Annotated in this window: 11 protein-coding genes; 8 read left to right on the top strand and 3 right to left on the bottom strand. The window is 40.3% G+C overall.

Going from position 1 to position 15,904, the window contains the following annotated elements; translation table 11 throughout:
- Position 1 precedes the first annotated feature (1 nt).
- The 8 genes from BFP71_RS10915 to BFP71_RS10950 all read left to right on the top strand — a co-directional run bounded on the left by BFP71_RS10915 (position 2) and on the right by BFP71_RS10950 (position 11,319).
- Complete coding sequence (locus tag BFP71_RS10915; protein WP_069835504.1) at positions 2-1,054, top strand: phosphotransferase family protein; 1,053 nt, start codon at positions 2-4, stop codon at positions 1,052-1,054.
- An 18-nt stretch (positions 1,055-1,072) separates the two neighbouring features.
- Entirely contained in the window at positions 1,073-1,972 is a 900-nt protein-coding gene (locus BFP71_RS10920) for a 3-hydroxyacyl-CoA dehydrogenase (protein WP_069835505.1), read from the top strand.
- A gap of 93 nt (positions 1,973-2,065) precedes the next feature.
- Positions 2,066-5,776, top strand: a complete 3,711-nt coding sequence (locus BFP71_RS10925; protein ID WP_088124995.1) for a hybrid sensor histidine kinase/response regulator — start codon at positions 2,066-2,068, stop codon at positions 5,774-5,776.
- A 134-nt stretch (positions 5,777-5,910) separates the two neighbouring features.
- Positions 5,911-6,450 (top strand): RNA polymerase sigma factor, encoded by a 540-nt coding sequence (locus tag BFP71_RS10930; RefSeq protein ID WP_069835507.1) that lies wholly within the window; start codon positions 5,911-5,913, stop codon positions 6,448-6,450.
- Positions 6,451-6,452: 2 nt separating this feature from the next.
- Positions 6,453-6,833, top strand: coding sequence for a DUF6768 family protein (locus BFP71_RS10935; RefSeq protein ID WP_069835508.1), 381 nt, complete (start codon positions 6,453-6,455; stop codon positions 6,831-6,833).
- 174 nt (positions 6,834-7,007) lie between these two features.
- Positions 7,008-9,281 carry a TonB-dependent receptor plug domain-containing protein gene (locus BFP71_RS10940; RefSeq protein WP_069835509.1) on the top strand — a complete coding sequence of 758 codons (2,274 nt, stop codon included), beginning with the start codon at positions 7,008-7,010 and terminating at the stop codon, positions 9,279-9,281.
- Positions 9,278-10,363, top strand: a complete 1,086-nt coding sequence (locus tag BFP71_RS10945; protein WP_088124996.1) for an HmuY family protein — start codon at positions 9,278-9,280, stop codon at positions 10,361-10,363. Before BFP71_RS10940 ends, BFP71_RS10945 begins: the two co-directional genes overlap by 4 nt.
- Positions 10,364-10,407: 44 nt before the next feature.
- Complete coding sequence (locus BFP71_RS10950; protein WP_069835511.1) at positions 10,408-11,319, top strand: DUF6607 family protein; 912 nt, start codon at positions 10,408-10,410, stop codon at positions 11,317-11,319.
- A gap of 107 nt (positions 11,320-11,426) precedes the next feature.
- Here the strand turns inward: BFP71_RS10950 and BFP71_RS10955 are convergent, their stop codons facing one another.
- From BFP71_RS10955 to BFP71_RS10965, 3 genes are read right to left on the bottom strand one after another with little or no spacing between them, the layout of a single operon-like run.
- Positions 11,427-13,631 carry a PepSY domain-containing protein gene (locus BFP71_RS10955; RefSeq protein WP_069835512.1) on the bottom strand — a complete coding sequence of 735 codons (2,205 nt, stop codon included), beginning with the start codon at positions 13,629-13,631 and terminating at the stop codon, positions 11,427-11,429.
- 11 nt (positions 13,632-13,642) lie between these two features.
- The gene (locus tag BFP71_RS10960) at positions 13,643-14,131 is read right to left on the bottom strand and encodes a DUF2271 domain-containing protein (RefSeq protein WP_069835513.1); all 489 of its coding nucleotides are present in this window, start codon (positions 14,129-14,131) and stop codon (positions 13,643-13,645) included.
- The gene (locus BFP71_RS10965; protein WP_088124997.1) at positions 14,131-15,648 is read right to left on the bottom strand and encodes an ankyrin repeat domain-containing protein; all 1,518 of its coding nucleotides are present in this window, start codon (positions 15,646-15,648) and stop codon (positions 14,131-14,133) included. The genes BFP71_RS10960 and BFP71_RS10965 overlap by 1 nt, the downstream gene beginning before the upstream one ends.
- Positions 15,649-15,904: the final 256 nt, after the last annotated feature.

Below are 15,904 nucleotides of genomic sequence, written 5' to 3' on the forward strand. Positions count from 1 at the left end.
CATGATAGATCAACCAAGAGATATTCGAGAAGGGGAAGAACTTGATGTAGTCAAGCTGAAGGAATATTTGTCTAATCAAATCGAAGGTTTTAACGGGGCTATCGAAGTATCACAATTCCCAAGCGGATTTTCCAATCTGACCTACCTCATAAAAACAGAAAAAGAAGAGTACGTACTCCGCAGACCGCCCTTTGGAGCGAATATAAAAAGCGGACACGATATGGGCAGGGAATTCAAAGTATTATCCCTTTTAAAACCGAACTACGCCAACGTACCTAAACCAATTCTATTTTGTGAAGATGAATCCATTTTAGGCGCTGAATTTTATATAATGGAGCGCGTGAAAGGAGTGATTCTTAGAGGGAAACCGCCAAAAGGTATTCACTTGTCCGAAGAGCTTATGAAATCTATTTCAGAAGCATGTATCGACAATCTGGCTGCCCTACACACAATGGATTTGAAAGAGGTTGGACTAAGTGAATTTGGAAAACCAGATGGGTATACCGATCGGCAGGTGGAAGGGTGGATTAAAAGATATTATAAATCTGAAACGGATAAGATAGCTGCCATGGATGAAGTAGCCAACTGGATGAAATCCAATATGCCAGTACAAAACCATATTAGCTTTCTCCACAATGACTATAAGTACGACAACCTGGTGTTAAATCCCGAAAAACTTAGTGAAATCACGGCGGTGCTGGATTGGGAAATGTCGACTGTTGGTAACCCGTTGATGGATTTAGGTACATCGCTAGCGTATTGGGCACAAGCCGATGATGCCGACGCATTGAAACCTTTCAGCCTAACCTGGCTACCCGGAAATTTAAACCGTTCAGAGTTTGTCGATCGCTATGCCACCCAAACTGGATTTGACCTAACGGATAAAGTATTCTATTACGTTTTTGGAGCATTTAAGATTGGGGTAATTATACAGCAAATTTATGCGAGATATAAAAAGGGTTTAACCAATGATCCGCGATTTGCACAGCTCATTTATGCGGTAATGGCATGTGCTGAGAATGCGCGTAAGGCAATAGATCGGGATAAAATTTAATTGAAGAAGAGCAGAATTATGACGTTACAAATCTCAGAAATTAAAAAAGTATTAATTCTAGGAGCAGGTACGCTAGGTCTACGAGTTGGTTTACAATCTGCAATAAGTGGTTTTGAAACTACGATCTACGATATCAATGAGCAGGCTTTTAAGGCAGCCATTAAAACCCAAGATAGCATACTGAAGATGCTGGTAAGGAATGGAAAGCTAAATGAGGAAGCAGTAGAACAAGTAAAGGCTCGCCTAACTTTTACAACCGATGCGCAAGCAGCGGCTGATGATGCAGACTTCCTAAATGAGTCAGTTACAGAACAATTAGATTTAAAACGAGATGTTTGGAGACAATTCGGTGAGCTATGTCCTGAAAAGACAATCTTTACCTCAAATACATCATACCTTTTGCCATCACAAATAGCGGAAAGCACTGGCAGACCAAGTCGCTTCTGTTGTTTTCATTTTCACGATGTTTTTTATGCCAATGTCGTTGACGTTATGCCGCATGAGGGCACCGCAACGTGGATAGTCGACTTTTTGATGGAAATGGGTAGGGTTTTACAACAAACTCCAGTGTATGTGAAGAAAGAAAACACAGGCTATATCTTCAACTATATGCTCATGGCTTTAATTGGAGCGGCAGGCGCACTAAAAACTATGGATATAGGCTCGATTGAAGATATAGACAGAAGTTGGATGGGAAATTTTAAAATGGATATGGGTCCCTTCGGTGTTTTAGATACTGTAGGTTTAGACACAGCATGGCACATTACCAGTAACCAACCAGATAAGAAAAGTCAAAGTTTTGCAGCATTGCTCAAGACTTATATCGATGCTGGAAAATTAGGAGTGAAGACAGGTGAAGGATTTTACACTTACCCTAACCCAAAATACAAAGAAGAAGGCTTCGTTTCGGGTTTATAATCCATCGTTATCATTTGCCAGTTTCTTAGATCGAGTAGGACTTTTGAGTTAATTAAAATAGGGTTAAATTTATTGATCCTACTAAGAACCAAAATGCCAAAATACCTGCTTGTATTTATACTAAGCTGTCTCTCTCTGTCTTTAAAGGCGCAAGCAGGAAGCGAACTATTTTATCGAATGTATGCCGACTATGGCCTGTCAAGCGACAAGACAACGGTGGCATTGCAAGACTATTTAGGTTTTATGTGGTTTGGTTCTGAAGAGGGATTGAACCGGATGATCGCGTATTCAGATTTCGAAATTTTCAGAAATAATCGAGAAGATAGCATCAGCCTTTCAAACGACCACGTAACTGCGCTTTTCGAAGATTCTAAAAAAAGACTATGGATCGGTACGGCAAATGGCCTCAACCTCTTTAATAGGAGCACTCACAAATTTGAGGAAATACTACTTTCTAAAGATCCGACAGATGCGGCAAGTGATGCGATTGTTGACGTTATAGAAGATTCAAGTGGAGCAATTTGGGTTCTTTGTGAACACCGTTTGGTCAAACTTAATGGAGCTTCCCTTGAGGAAGATATCTACATCGAATTGCCGCCGAATGGAATATTCCGAGTGCAAATGAATAGAATTCTATATGCACAAAATGAAATTTGGGTCGCCACTTCTCAAGGAGTTTTAAGAGTTCAGGAAAACAAATTTGTTCCGATTAATATGGCAAGCGGACTGAATGTGACTGCCCTGGCGAAAGTCCAAGATGAAATATGGGCAGGTACAAATGGGAATGGTGTTTGGCGATACGATGGCGATTTGAACCTTGTGAAGCACTACACTAAAAACTCTACGGAAACGACACTCATCAACGATTTTGTGAATGATATACGACTTGTTGATGAAGCTGAAATGTGGATTGCCACAAACGATGGGATAAGTGTGATATCATTAACTGGTGCTACTAAACAAAAGGTCTATCAATATGACTTTAATAATGGCTTTTCTCTGAGTGATAAAGTCCTCCGTAGAATTTACCAAGATAGTCAAGGCGCAATTTGGATAACAACCCCTGCATCTGGTATCAGCTACTACCACGAAGCAGATAACTTGTTCAATTATTTTGGGCAGAGTGAGGAAGAAGGAACTGTTAAAGACTTAATGGACTACAGTGTATCCTCTCTCTTAACGGCTAAAGATGGGTCAACATGGGTCGGTTCCAGAAAAGGTGTTTCACAATTTGATCCAAAAAGTAATAGTTTTCGCCACTTCCCTTTTTCTAAAAAAATTAGTGAAATTGTTATGAACGTTTCCTCTATTGCGCAGTGCAGTGCGGAATATATCTGGATGGGAACGAATGATGGATTGATAAAATGGCGAGGAGTCGGCCGCCCTTTTGAATACATTATGCCTGACAAATTGCGTGGGTTAAATATTGAAACCGTAATGGCCGATGAAGATGACAATATTCTGATCGGTACCAGTGAGAGAGGTGTTTTTCTTTACGCCAGTGTGAGCAAAGTCTTTAGAGAAGTTGCTTTTGAACTTGAAGGCTCGCCGCTAGAATACACACCTAAAGTAAATGTGATCAAGAAACTTGAAGACAAGATTTTTGTAGGAACAGATGAAGGCTTGTATCAACTGAATGACCTGATACTCTCAAAGGTGTCATTGAGTGGATTTAATGATCTGCCAGATGATATCATCATTAACGATTTATATCAAGATTCACAGTCGAGGATCTGGTTAGGTACCAAACAGGATGGCGCATTGTTGCTTTCAGATAGCCTTTCGGTGATCGCCGATTATTCCGATAAATCAGTTGGGATAGCAAACAACGATATCAGGTCAATTCTGGAAGATGAGAAAGGTGATATTTGGCTATCTACTAATAGTGGTATCAGTAAACTTGTATTAAAGAAAGACTCGATCAAAAAAGCGGAGGTTAATAACTATGATAGTACCGATGGCCTACAAGGTGAACAATTTATAGCGCGCTCAGGAGCCATTACAACAGATGGCCGTTTATTATTTGGTGGTCTGAATGGACTTACGGCTTTTCGACCAGATGATCTTGAAGTTTTCAGGACAAGTCAGCGCCCAAACTTCACAGGACTAACAGTTAGGGGAGAAAAGATGAAAATCGCTGAAGCCGATTCCCCTTTAGAGAAAGATATTACCTTAATGAATGGCATCAAACTTAAACCAAATCAAAACGATTTTGTGATCCTTTTTGATGCCTTGGACTACGTTCGACCGGATGATGTTGTTTATCGTTATAAGCTGGAAGGTTATGATAAAGATTGGATCGAAAAAGAGAGTTATGGAGAGGCGTCCTATCAAAATATACCCGTCGGAAAAACTTTCGATTTTGTGTTTCAATCTAAAGGTCGCCTTTCACCAGAATGGTCAGATGAGCAGCGCATTAAAGTTTATGTGGTGCCGTATTTTTATCAATTGACTTGGTTCAGATTTCTCGTATGTGTTTTAATCTTGGCCGGTATTTACCTAATCTTTTGGTTGCGGGAGAAACGAGCCGAACAAAAGCATCAAGAACTAGAGAGACTCGTTGAAGAACGATCTTTCACATTGAAGGAGGAGATAAAACAACGCAAGGATACAGAGAAACAATTGACCGAAGCATTGGACTCGGCTAAAGATGCCAATGAAATAAAAGATAAGTTTCTAGCCAATATGAGTCATGAGATTAGGACACCGCTCAATGGCATCATGGGACTTACCGAATTAGCTTTGGACAGTAAGTTAAATGATGAGCAAGAAGATTTATTAAAAACTATATCTAGTTCCGCCGGATCACTCAAAATGATCGTTGACGACATTTTGGATATTGCTAAAATTGAGTCGGGCAATTTGACCCTAGTTTCCGAGCCATTTAGTGTACAAGATTTACTTCGTGAGGTGATCTCAACTTTCACACCTGAGATTCAGAAAAAGGGCATTAAACTGCAGCATTGGGTGCTTACAGATGTCCCTGCCTTTGTTATGGGTGACGCTAAATTGATAAGACAAGTCTTGGTGAACTTAGTTTCGAATGCTGTCAAGTTTACCCATAAAGGAGGCGTAACAATTTTTGTAGAGTGTTTAAGAACAGCAGGGCAAGCCGATTTAGAGTTGTGGTTTACAGTCGAAGACACCGGTATAGGTATTGCCAAATCTGATCAAGAGAAAATATTTGAGAGTTTCAGTCAAGTAGACTTGGAGAGGAACAGACAGTATGGAGGCACTGGATTAGGCCTAAGTATCAGCCGTGAGTATGTGAAAAAGATGGGTGGGGAGCTTTGGGTAGAAAGCGAACTAGACAAAGGATCAATTTTTAAGTTTGACGTCAAAGTCAAGGCATTTGATATGATAACTAGCGATTCTGAGTCTGAGGAGAAAACGATAGAACAAGATTTACAATTGACAGGAAATGTACTCCTAGTAGAAGATAACCTTATCAATCAGAAAGTAGCCGTAAAAATGCTCGAACGAAAAGGGCTTAGTGTTATCTGTGCCGAGGACGGACAAACAGCCATTGCTCTTTTAGAGAGTGCCAACTTTGATATTATCCTCATGGATTTAATGATGCCTTTGATGGATGGATATGAGGCCACAAGACAAATAAGGCAAGGCAACAGTTCTAAATCTAATATCCCAATCATTGCGTTAACAGCGGCGGCCATGGACGGGGAGAAGGAAAAATGTATGGCCGTCGGCATGAATGGCTATTTAGCTAAACCTGTAGGCTATAAAGAGCTGATCGATACCCTAGTCCCATTCTTGGGTGAGAATAGGATACTCAAAATTTCATAAACTTTTATTTCTGAACAAAACCTGAAAAGGAAGATGGCGTGGCCTTTTCAAGGACGGTTTTGATGTTGTAGATTGAATTAATTCAATTTTCGTTGAACCTATTCAGAATTTTGCAGACTCTAGGATGTAAGCAAATGGGACGCAGTTCAGATCAAATATTCGATGAGTTACTCGTCATTCGGTGTCAAGAGGGAGATCAAGAGGCCACCGGACTACTATGGAAGCGATGGAACCCTAGAGTAATAAAATGGTCCTTTTCTTTTTTGAGAGATCAAGAAGAAGCCTATGAAATTGCACAGGAAAGTTGGATTTCGATTTTCAAGAGTATTCATAAACTAAAGGACCCTGCACTTTTTCGTTTTTGGTCTTATCGGATCGTTCAGAGACGTTCTGCTGATTTCATTAAAAAGCAACAAAGAGAAAGACAAGCTGCGGAAAACGCTCAGAAAGAACTTGATACCGAGGGTGATTCTGGGAATGATGATGCTGTAGGAAAGATGCTGAGTAGCATCAAAGCATTGCCGCTGCTGCACCAAGAAATGCTACGCTTATTTTATTTGGAGAAATACTCCATTAAAATGATGTCTAGTTTGTTAGACCTGCCAGAAGGAACTATCAAGTCTAGGCTGTTTTATGCGAGAAAAGAATTGAAGAAAAATATTAAAGACAATTAGATATGAGTAAGTCAGATAAAGAAGTAGATCAATTGATTCATGAGGCCTTATCGCAAGAGGAGGCTGCCTATTTCGATAAAATGGGTGAACAAAACATTCCACAGCAACTTTTTGGGCTTTTTAAAGGTAAAAATCGCTGGATGAATGTGGTTATGGTGATTATGAATGTTGTGGTATTGGCAGTTGCGTTTTACACATTCGTTAACATGCTTGATACCGAAAACCAAGATGAAAAGCTTGAGTGGATGTTTTATACCCTTATCTCCTTCATGACCATGATGTTATTTAAACTTTGGGGCTGGAACCAGATGGATAAAAATGTCTTGATGCGCGAAATCAAACGCTTAGAATATCAAGTGTCATTACTTAAAAAGGAGAAATAACGGCCAGAATTGAGCAATGGCATGTTCAAAAGTCGATAAGTTCAATGCTCAGTTAATGAATCAATTTGGCCAAATGACATACTAGAAGTAGTGATCGCTTTATACTAGAACTAGTAATCGATGGTGGGGGGAACGCCTCCTATATTTGCATCTATTAAGAATCATTCTAAATAGATGTCAAGAGTTTCGGTTGTTTTAGTTGTCTTTCTAATATCCTTTGTTGCTGCATCGGGACAGTCCATTCGCTTTTTGGATTTTGAATCTAATGCCCCCATCGAAGGCGCTGTGTACCATGTGACATCCTTGGGCAACGGAGCCAATGCGCAAGGTGTTACGAACAAAGAGGGAAAGGGCCAAATTGCAGTACCTTTCCCATTTATTTTTAAAGTTTATCACCTAGGCTATCAGTCCGTAGCCGATACAATTCATTCAGAAGCTGGTTTAGATGTTTGGCTAAAACCAAGCACCAACCAGTTAGAAGATGTAGTAGTTACAGGCCAATTCAATCCACAATCAGCACGTAATTCAATCTTCAAAGTCCAAACGATTGATGCAGTAGAGATTAAACAGCGCGGGGCATTTAACTTGCAGGAAGCTCTTGCCAATCAATTAAACATTAGGGTCAGTCAGGATCTTGCCATTGGCAGTTCCACATTGAGTCTACAAGGTATTTCCAGTCAAAATGTTAAGATTTTAGTTGATGGCGTTCCTTTGGTCAATCGTTCAGGAAATGGTAACGGTGCCGACCTAAGTCAGATCAACCTTCAGAATATTGAACGCATCGAGATTGTGGAGGGGCCAATGGCTGTGAATTTCGGCGCCAATGCATTGGCAGGGGTCATTAACCTTATTAGTAAAAAAGAATTTAAAAATAAGACCGAAGTAAACGTAGCGCTTCAAAGTGAGACGGCCGGAAATGAGCTTGGACTAGATGCAGGTCGTCATGTGCAATCAGTGAGTATAAACCATCGCTTTAATCAAAGTTTATCGTCGCTCATAAGTTTTCAACACAATGATTTTCTTGGTTTTCAAGGAGATGCTGGTTTTAGGCAACACGAGTGGAATCCAAAGCAACAGCTGACAGGTAATGCCTTAGTCAAATACCAAAATGATAATCACAGTGTATTCTATCGATTAGATGTATTAGATGAGCTAATAGAAGAATTGGGGGCAGCACAAAATAACTTCTTGCCCAATGGTGAAAATCGACCTTTCGCAATTGATGAAACCTACCACTCCAAACGGCATTCACATCAGATTCAAGCAGAAGGCCGTTTGCCATTTCTCAACAGATATACGGCTTTTGCCTCATTTTCAGACTTTGAAAGACAGAAAAGGCGTTTCACGAAGGATATATTAAATGGTAACGAGCAGCTGACATCCGGCGATGGAGATCAGGATACGAGTACTTACCGTGTATGGGAGTTTGGCGGTACAGGTTTTTTGAGTCCAATCAATAACTTCAATCTACAAGTCGGATACCAAATCTCCTTAGAAAACGTAGGCGGCGGTAGAATTCTTAGTGCAAGCCAAGGCATTGAAGAATATGCACTCTATGCTTCCGCGGAATTTCAGCCAGTTTCAAAGGTTGTTTTTCGGCCGGGAATTAGGTATTCAACTAACAGTGCCTTTGGAAGTCAAGTAATCCCTTCTTTTCAGCTAAAACTACAGCAAAGTGAGGCTTTACAATTCAGGTTCTCTTACGGTAGAGGGTTTAGGGCACCATCTGTTAGAGAATTATACTTTGAGTTTGTTGATTCTAATCACCGAATATTTGGAAACCCTGATTTAACACCCGAAACGTCCAATCATTTGAGCATTAATACGATTGGAAAGTATAAGGTAGCGTCTAAACTGGTAGAGGTAGACTTGAACGTATTCTATAATACCATCACCAACCAAATTTCATTAGGCCAGAATATTAATGACGCAACCAGCACGACTTATCTGAACATCGATCGGTTTAAAACGATCGGTACCACCTTGACGCAGAAAGTGTCTCTGGGGCAACTTAGCGCCAATATCGGGCTTTCTTATATCGGAAGGTTTAATCAAGTTTCTGAGTCAGAGGAGAATTTAGAGCGCTTCTTTTATTCGCCCGAGGTCAATGCCAATCTATCATACAGTTTTCCGAAAAAGCGAACTTCTTTAAACCTCTTTTATAAATATACGGGCCGATTACAAACCTACTTCACAGAGACCAACGATCAGAATCAGCAGGTCATTAGCATAGGGGAGATCAGTGATTTTCATTGGCTTGATGCGACTATCATACAGCCGATCACCAATGTTTTGGAGGTGACTATTGGCGCTCGAAATATTCTAAATGTAATCAACATAAATAATTCAGGAGTGGGTGGAGGGGCCCATTCTGGTGGGCCTTCAGTACCTATTTCTTTCGGAAGGTCATACTTCTTAAAACTAAGCTATAATCCAAAATTAAAATGATACAAAAGAGAGTAATTTATTGCCTATCACTAGTCGCTTTAATGGGACTTTGTGCCTGTTCGAATGATAGTGGGCCGAGCATTGATCCACCAGCGAGTGGCGCCATTATAGACCCTGCGGTAGGTGGTCCGACACAACCGAATCAAGTCTTTATTGATCTGTCGAAAGAAAGTCAAACGTCCGTGGCTCGGAATGCCTGGGACCTTGGGTTTTATACAGGGTCGGACTTCAGAGTCATATTGAATAATTCATCGAGTACACTGGCAAGGCCCATTCAAAAGGTCGAACTAAATGATGTTTCAGCGGCGGATACTGTAGGTTTTGGCGTACAGCTAAATATAGATGCAATTTTTGGTGCCCTTTTTGGCCCACCACCAGTGTGGCTTCCTGAAGCGAAGACTTGGTCTGATGATCCAAGCGGAGACCTTACAAAAACGGCTATTGACGAAATTTCAGACACAGCCGAAGATAACCCTGTTTACATCATAAATAGAGGAAAGAATCCTGACGGTTCGCCTAGAGGTTGGATGAAGGTCAGAACCTTAAGAAATGGCGAAGGATACACATTACAGTATGCCGAAATCAATGCTACTTCTTACCAAGAATTGAATGTTTCTAAGCGTGATGATATTGATTTCGTAGCGGTCAGCTTTGATACTGGTATTATCACGACCATACCAGAGAGAAATGATTGGGATTTTGCCTTTACAATCTTTACCGATCTTTTAACGGTAGGTCCTGGAACATCTATTCCATATGCGATAAGAGACTATGTAATAAGTAATCGAAATGGAGTAGAAGTGGCTCAGGTTGAGGTAACAGGAGAAATTGGCTACGATAATTTCTCATATGGCCAGATTGGTAGTGTAGATTTTTCAACCGCCATATCTGCCATAGGCAATGGTTGGAGGAATGTAGCACAGCCAGGGTCAAATATTGAAACAGGGGTTAAAGAAGGGATCTTTTACGTGGTGAAAGACACAAGCGGAAATTATTACAAACTGCGATTCACCAGACTCGTAGACGCTCAGTCTGGCGAAAGAGGAAACCCTCAATTCCAATACGATTTATTAGAAGAGTAAGCATCAACTCAAGTCCATCATTAGAAATAAAAACAAAAATAAATATGAAACAGCTATTGATTATAGCCCTGTGTCTGATGAGTCTGTCAGCACTGGGCCAAAGTAAGAAGAAACAAGATTTGGCGGCGATTAAAGAGATGTGCGGCTGCTATAAAGTCAAGTTCACTTTTGCCGAAACTTTTGCGCCAGACAGGCGCTATGAGTTTCACAAAAATTATAAATCAAAAGGCTTAGAATGGGTTCAGTTAGTAGAAGACGACAAGAACAAAGTCTCTCTACAACACTTACTGATTGTAGCGCCAAAAACGATCGTGAAGCACTGGAGGCAGGATTGGCTTTATCAGAACACCGCACTTTATACTTACGACAAAGACAATAGCTGGAAGTATAAGGAACTTCCTAAAAAAGAAGTGAAAGGGCAGTGGACACAGAAGGTTTATCAGGTAGATGGTAGCCTGAGATACGAAGGTTCAGCGAGTTGGGTCCACGTAGATGGTAGACACTACTGGGAAAATACAGCAGATTCTCCGTTGCCAAGACGAGAGTATTCCAAGCGATCGGATTACAACCTGATGGTGAGAACCAATCGTCAGGAGATAACCGAGGATGGCTGGATTCATGAGCAAGACAACGACAAGGTAATCAGGTCTGAAAAGGGCGATAAGTTGTTGGCAGAGGAGAAAGGATGGAATACTTATACGAAAGTAGATGATAGCGAATGCAAAGATGCCCAAGAATGGTGGGCAAAAAATGAGCGGTATTGGTCTGACGTGAGAAAAGTTTGGGATGAGCTTTTCGCGGCTCAAGAAACGCTAACATTTAAAGACAAAGTAGAGGAGAAAAGCTTATTCGAAAAGATATTTGCACTAGGTGATAAAGCCGTTGGAGCCGATGTTTATAACAGCGAAAGCGTTCGAAAAGAAGTGAAGGCGATAATTGCTGCCTTTCAAGAGTAAGTAAGTGAAAGGTTCTAAAAAGGAGAGCAGCATGAAGATGTTGCTCTTTTTTTGTGTCCAAATTGGGATGATTTGCAGTGATTAAAGAAGCCTTGATCAATCAGTTGTTAGTAACAATCTGCCTTAATCTGATTCCGTGTTTTTAGCGTTTCTACACTTATTCCCGAACTACTTTTTAGGTGCGCATCAAGTTTATTTTCAACTGCTTTTTGCATGTTTAAGCCACCACAAATCATTACCACATACCCTTGGTTCAGTGCAGTAGTAATGTTGTCCAATTCTTTGGCAATTGCGTCTTGAACATATTCTTTGGTGCCGTTTTCTCGAGAAAATGCAGTATAAACTCTATTCAACTTGCCATTAGCTAAAGCTTCATTGATGCGGCTCTCATAAAGTTGGTAGGATGCTTTATTTTGTCCTCCCCAAAACAATGAAACATGTTGAGATAGCGAACTTTCAGCTAACATTCCTAAATATGGAGCAATTCCAGTTCCGTTTGCTATCAAAATTACGCCAGGCGCTTCTTTTGGAAAGTGAAACTCAGGGTTAGACTTGAGCCTACCGTATAGCTTATTGCCACTGATTTGATCGCCTAGAAATGTAGAGCAAATACCAGCTTCGTGCTTTCTAATACTTAAACCTATTGTAGACTTCTCATGATCTACAGACATGGAATAAAGGCGTTCTCTAGTCTCATCAGGAGGCGTTATTTCGAGCAAATCTCCTGATCGATAATCTTTAAGGGTTTTTTTCGAGGTTTTTAATTCAAGGTAGAAAGTTTGGTCAGCGTTATTCTGAGAATCTTGTTTTTGAGAGACTTTGAAAGAAAGCTGTTTCTTCTTGGCTGCGGCTAAATCCTTGTCGTTTATGGTAATCTTTTGATGAAGTACCTGGCCGATCGCACCTAGCCAAGTCATGAATTCTGGCTTCGACTCCTCATTGACTTTATAAAGCGGGAGTAAAGGTTTAGCCTCTGCCACTTGTTGCATTTTCAAATCTACTTCAATCGCATACTGACAAAAGTCAGGGTAGGCCTTACTTCCAAAGCCTAAAACCGAATAGCCGTAAGATCTCGGTTGCCTTTTATCTGCTAGTTTTTGAAAGAATTTGTCAGCACTCGCTGGTGCTTCCCCCACACCATAAGTAGAAGTTAAAATAAAAAGGTGTTCTATGCTTTGGTAGGCTTCATAGTTATTCAGACTCGTTAAGTAAACTTTCGCCTTCGATTTCAATAAACCAGCTTGTAGTGCTTTGGCAAACCGCATAGTACTGCCCTGTTCAGATCCCACTAAAATCACCATCGAACAATCATCCTTTGAAAAAGGGTTGACAATTTTTGATCTATCCCTTTTCAAGAAGATTTTAAACCCACTATAAATAAAAAATAGTGTGCCTATTCCTGTGAGCCCAAGTATAGCAGCCCAGATTGTAGTACCCTCTCCGGTATGGAGGTTAAAACTGATTTGGTAGATTAACTGCACGATGGGATAAGAAACTTCGCTGAGCACCTCTCCATTAAATTGATTCACCAAAAGTTCTTTATCACGAAGTTTGAGCTCATAATACTCATCAGGAAAATCGGCAAAGGGAAAATTAATTTCTCTTAAATCTCCTAGTAAAATGGTATTAAAAGTGGTGAAAGTAGCGATAGGCTCAGCAGGCCCGTCAGTTAGCGCAGTCTCATTGACCTGATGATCTAAAGTTGGTACTAATACCACGTTGAAACGCTCCAGAAAAAGATAGGTCCCTGAAATACCAAGTACGATGACAGATAAAATCAACCAGCGACTTAAACGTGTATGGTAATCTTTATAAAAGTCGTTTTTAACAACCTTAGAAAAGTATTGACTCAGTCCCCCTTGCTTTTTAAGAATGAGGAAAAAGCCACTTAAGGCAATAAAAAGTAGGACCACAGAGGTAAGTCCAATGAGAAATCTACCAGTTTGTCCTAATAACAAAGAACGATGAAGGGTTCGACAAAACTCGAATATTTCAGGCGTTCTGATGACATCGCCAATTTTTTCTCCACTAAATGGATTGACATAAAACGGGGTATCAGATGTAATGCTTTGAACAGCAACAAAACCGTTTTTATCACGAGTGATATTCAGCACTTCACCTTGTACTGAGCTGATATTATCGATTACATCGCTAATCGAAAGATCATCGGCGTTATCAATGTGGTAATTGTGCGCCTTTTGATAAATAGGTTCAAAAGACAAAATAGCGCCTGTGACAGACGCTATTAAAAGAAATACTGAACTTATTATAGCTAGCCAAAGGTGAGCGGCTCGCCACAATGATGATGACATAAGCTAATGCGCTATTTTTTGATCAATTGGACATAGCGGATGTAGCCATTTCCTTTTAAACGTTGACCTGCTACTTCTTCGGTGAGGTCAATTTCTAAGTCTTTTTCATGGTAATCCTGATCTTCAACGGCAGTCTCGAACCTGAGTTTGTAACCGGCATTAATCAAGGAAGCGTCCACTTTAAGACTAGCTACTTTTCGGCCACCACTTGAGATTGAAGCGCCCGCCATACCGTCGATTTTTTCTTTGTTTGGTGGGTAAAACTCATACCAAGCAGGTAAGTCCTCATACCAATCTTCGTCATCGCCATGTACGGATAGTGTTTCAACATACTCTCCCTGATCGTTTAGTAAAGAAAGCACAACATATGCTCCTTCTCCACCATAATTGGTCAATTGAATGAGGCATTTATAAGAAATCTCCTCCGATGTAGTCGACTGGAATCCGAAACTGATAGAAGCAGCTACTAAAGTGACAATTAGTAAAAATTTCGTTTTCATTATCTCTGAGATTTTAAGAATTGAATATTAGCACTATCGGCTCCTAAGATTTCGTTTTCCAAAGCCAAGTCATAGGCAGACTCTTCGAATTCAGTTTTTGCATTCTTGTCTGCTCCGGAAGCAATAAGGAACTTGAGTAAATCGCTTGTTTCAGCAAGCATTGCTGCATGGTGTAAGATTGTTTGTCCGTTGCTATCCTTGGCGTTGATATCAATTCCTAAGGCAATCAGTCTTTTGAGCAAATCAACATCTTGCCTGGCAATTGCCACATGTAATAAGCTTTTACCATCGAATTGGGGAGTTTTGGGATCATAACCCTTCGAAATCAAGAAATTCATTTTCTGATCAAAAAGGTCAAGGTCTCGTCTTGTTGCATCTACCACATGATAACCAAGATCGTATGCTCCTTCGGCTTTTAACTCAACTTTTGCGCCAGCGTTTGATAGAAACTCAACTACCTCCATGGAGTTGAATTTGAGGGCACGCGAAAAGCTCGAAAAACCGTCTTTGTTCTTCGCGTTGATATCGTCCGAAGTATTCGCAATAAATTTGACTTTTTCAAGACTTCCTCGGGCTGCAGCATTTATTAAAACAGTGTTGCCATCTTGATCTACTTGGTTGATGTTGGTTCCTTTTTGGACGAAATATTCGAGTAAGGCAACGTCATTCGCGCGATAAGCAAGATTGTGAAGGGAGTTTCTTCCAGAAATGGTCGTTTTAGCTGGATCTAAGCCAAGACTTTCGAAATACTCAAACAATGGAATTGCAGAAGCTTCCTCTTCATCAAAATTACGATTGGTAGCAAAGTGGAAGGCATTTTCGCCAGTTTTAGCATTCGCTTTAAAGTCCACTTTATAGTCTTTCACCAGCTTTTGTAGTAATTCCTTATTTCGCGTAACAGCTGCATAATGGAAGATACCATTGCCATTGTTATCCGTTTGATTGATATCTACACCAAGCCCAATAAAATAATCAAGCATTTTGGTGTCTTGCATTCTTCCAGCAAATGTCAGCAGTACATTTCTACCATTTCGCTCATTTCTTTCTTTAATATCTACGCCATTTTGAGTGAGTAACTCATAGACCTTTTTGTTTGATTGCCCTGCGCGTGCTGCAAATAGCATGGCTGAGTTTCCACCATCGTCAACTAGCTCAGTTTTTATGCCAGAAGCTATAAGGTGCTCCATGATTTCAGTCTGACCTCTGTAGGCCGCCCAGTGCAGATAAGTTCTCTTATCATGGGTGATTTTGTTCACATCGTTACCTTGACTTAGTAGGTATTTGACAACCGATAGATCATTACCTTCTAAGATAGCGTACGTGGTAGCGTCAAACATAGAGGATGTAAACTCGGTAGGAGAGTGGCCTTCTTGTACTTTCTTTTTTACTTCTTCAACAGAAGGTTTCGATCGCCAAAACCCTCGATCGAGAAGCGTGTTAGACTTTTGAGCGACGGCATCTAATTGAAGACACAGTCCAAAAATGAGTAAAAGGGATGCGAATATTCTCACTTTCATTTCGATCTAGTTTTATTTAGACTAATTCTAAACAAAAGTAAGGTTGAGTTGAAAAAGTGACAAATAGAGTAGCCTAAAATTCAATCACTAGTACTAGTATTTTTTTCATGGAGCATAATGATATCAGTGATTGTTTCCTTGATTTAAAATCATCTCGTATCAAGCAGTTTTAAGGTTAGTATACACTGCTTTCGATTCGAAAATAGCTTTTGAAAATCTTGATTTTTGAAATGAGCCTTCCATAATGCATGGTGTT

Source organism: Roseivirga misakiensis (assembly GCF_001747105.1).
Lineage (GTDB): Bacteria > Bacteroidota > Bacteroidia > Cytophagales > Cyclobacteriaceae > Roseivirga > Roseivirga misakiensis.

Coding starts and splice junctions, on each gene's coding strand:
- BFP71_RS10915 (WP_069835504.1), top strand. CDS start 2: ATGATAGATCAACCAAGAGATATTCGAGAAGGGGAAGAACTTGATGTA.
- BFP71_RS10920 (WP_069835505.1), top strand. CDS start 1,073: ATGACGTTACAAATCTCAGAAATTAAAAAAGTATTAATTCTAGGAGCA.
- BFP71_RS10925 (WP_088124995.1), top strand. CDS start 2,066: ATGCCAAAATACCTGCTTGTATTTATACTAAGCTGTCTCTCTCTGTCT.
- BFP71_RS10930 (WP_069835507.1), top strand. CDS start 5,911: ATGGGACGCAGTTCAGATCAAATATTCGATGAGTTACTCGTCATTCGG.
- BFP71_RS10935 (WP_069835508.1), top strand. CDS start 6,453: ATGAGTAAGTCAGATAAAGAAGTAGATCAATTGATTCATGAGGCCTTA.
- BFP71_RS10940 (WP_069835509.1), top strand. CDS start 7,008: ATGTCAAGAGTTTCGGTTGTTTTAGTTGTCTTTCTAATATCCTTTGTT.
- BFP71_RS10945 (WP_088124996.1), top strand. CDS start 9,278: ATGATACAAAAGAGAGTAATTTATTGCCTATCACTAGTCGCTTTAATG.
- BFP71_RS10950 (WP_069835511.1), top strand. CDS start 10,408: ATGAAACAGCTATTGATTATAGCCCTGTGTCTGATGAGTCTGTCAGCA.
- BFP71_RS10955 (WP_069835512.1), bottom strand. CDS start 13,631: ATGTCATCATCATTGTGGCGAGCCGCTCACCTTTGGCTAGCTATAATA.
- BFP71_RS10960 (WP_069835513.1), bottom strand. CDS start 14,131: ATGAAAACGAAATTTTTACTAATTGTCACTTTAGTAGCTGCTTCTATC.
- BFP71_RS10965 (WP_088124997.1), bottom strand. CDS start 15,648: ATGAAAGTGAGAATATTCGCATCCCTTTTACTCATTTTTGGACTGTGT.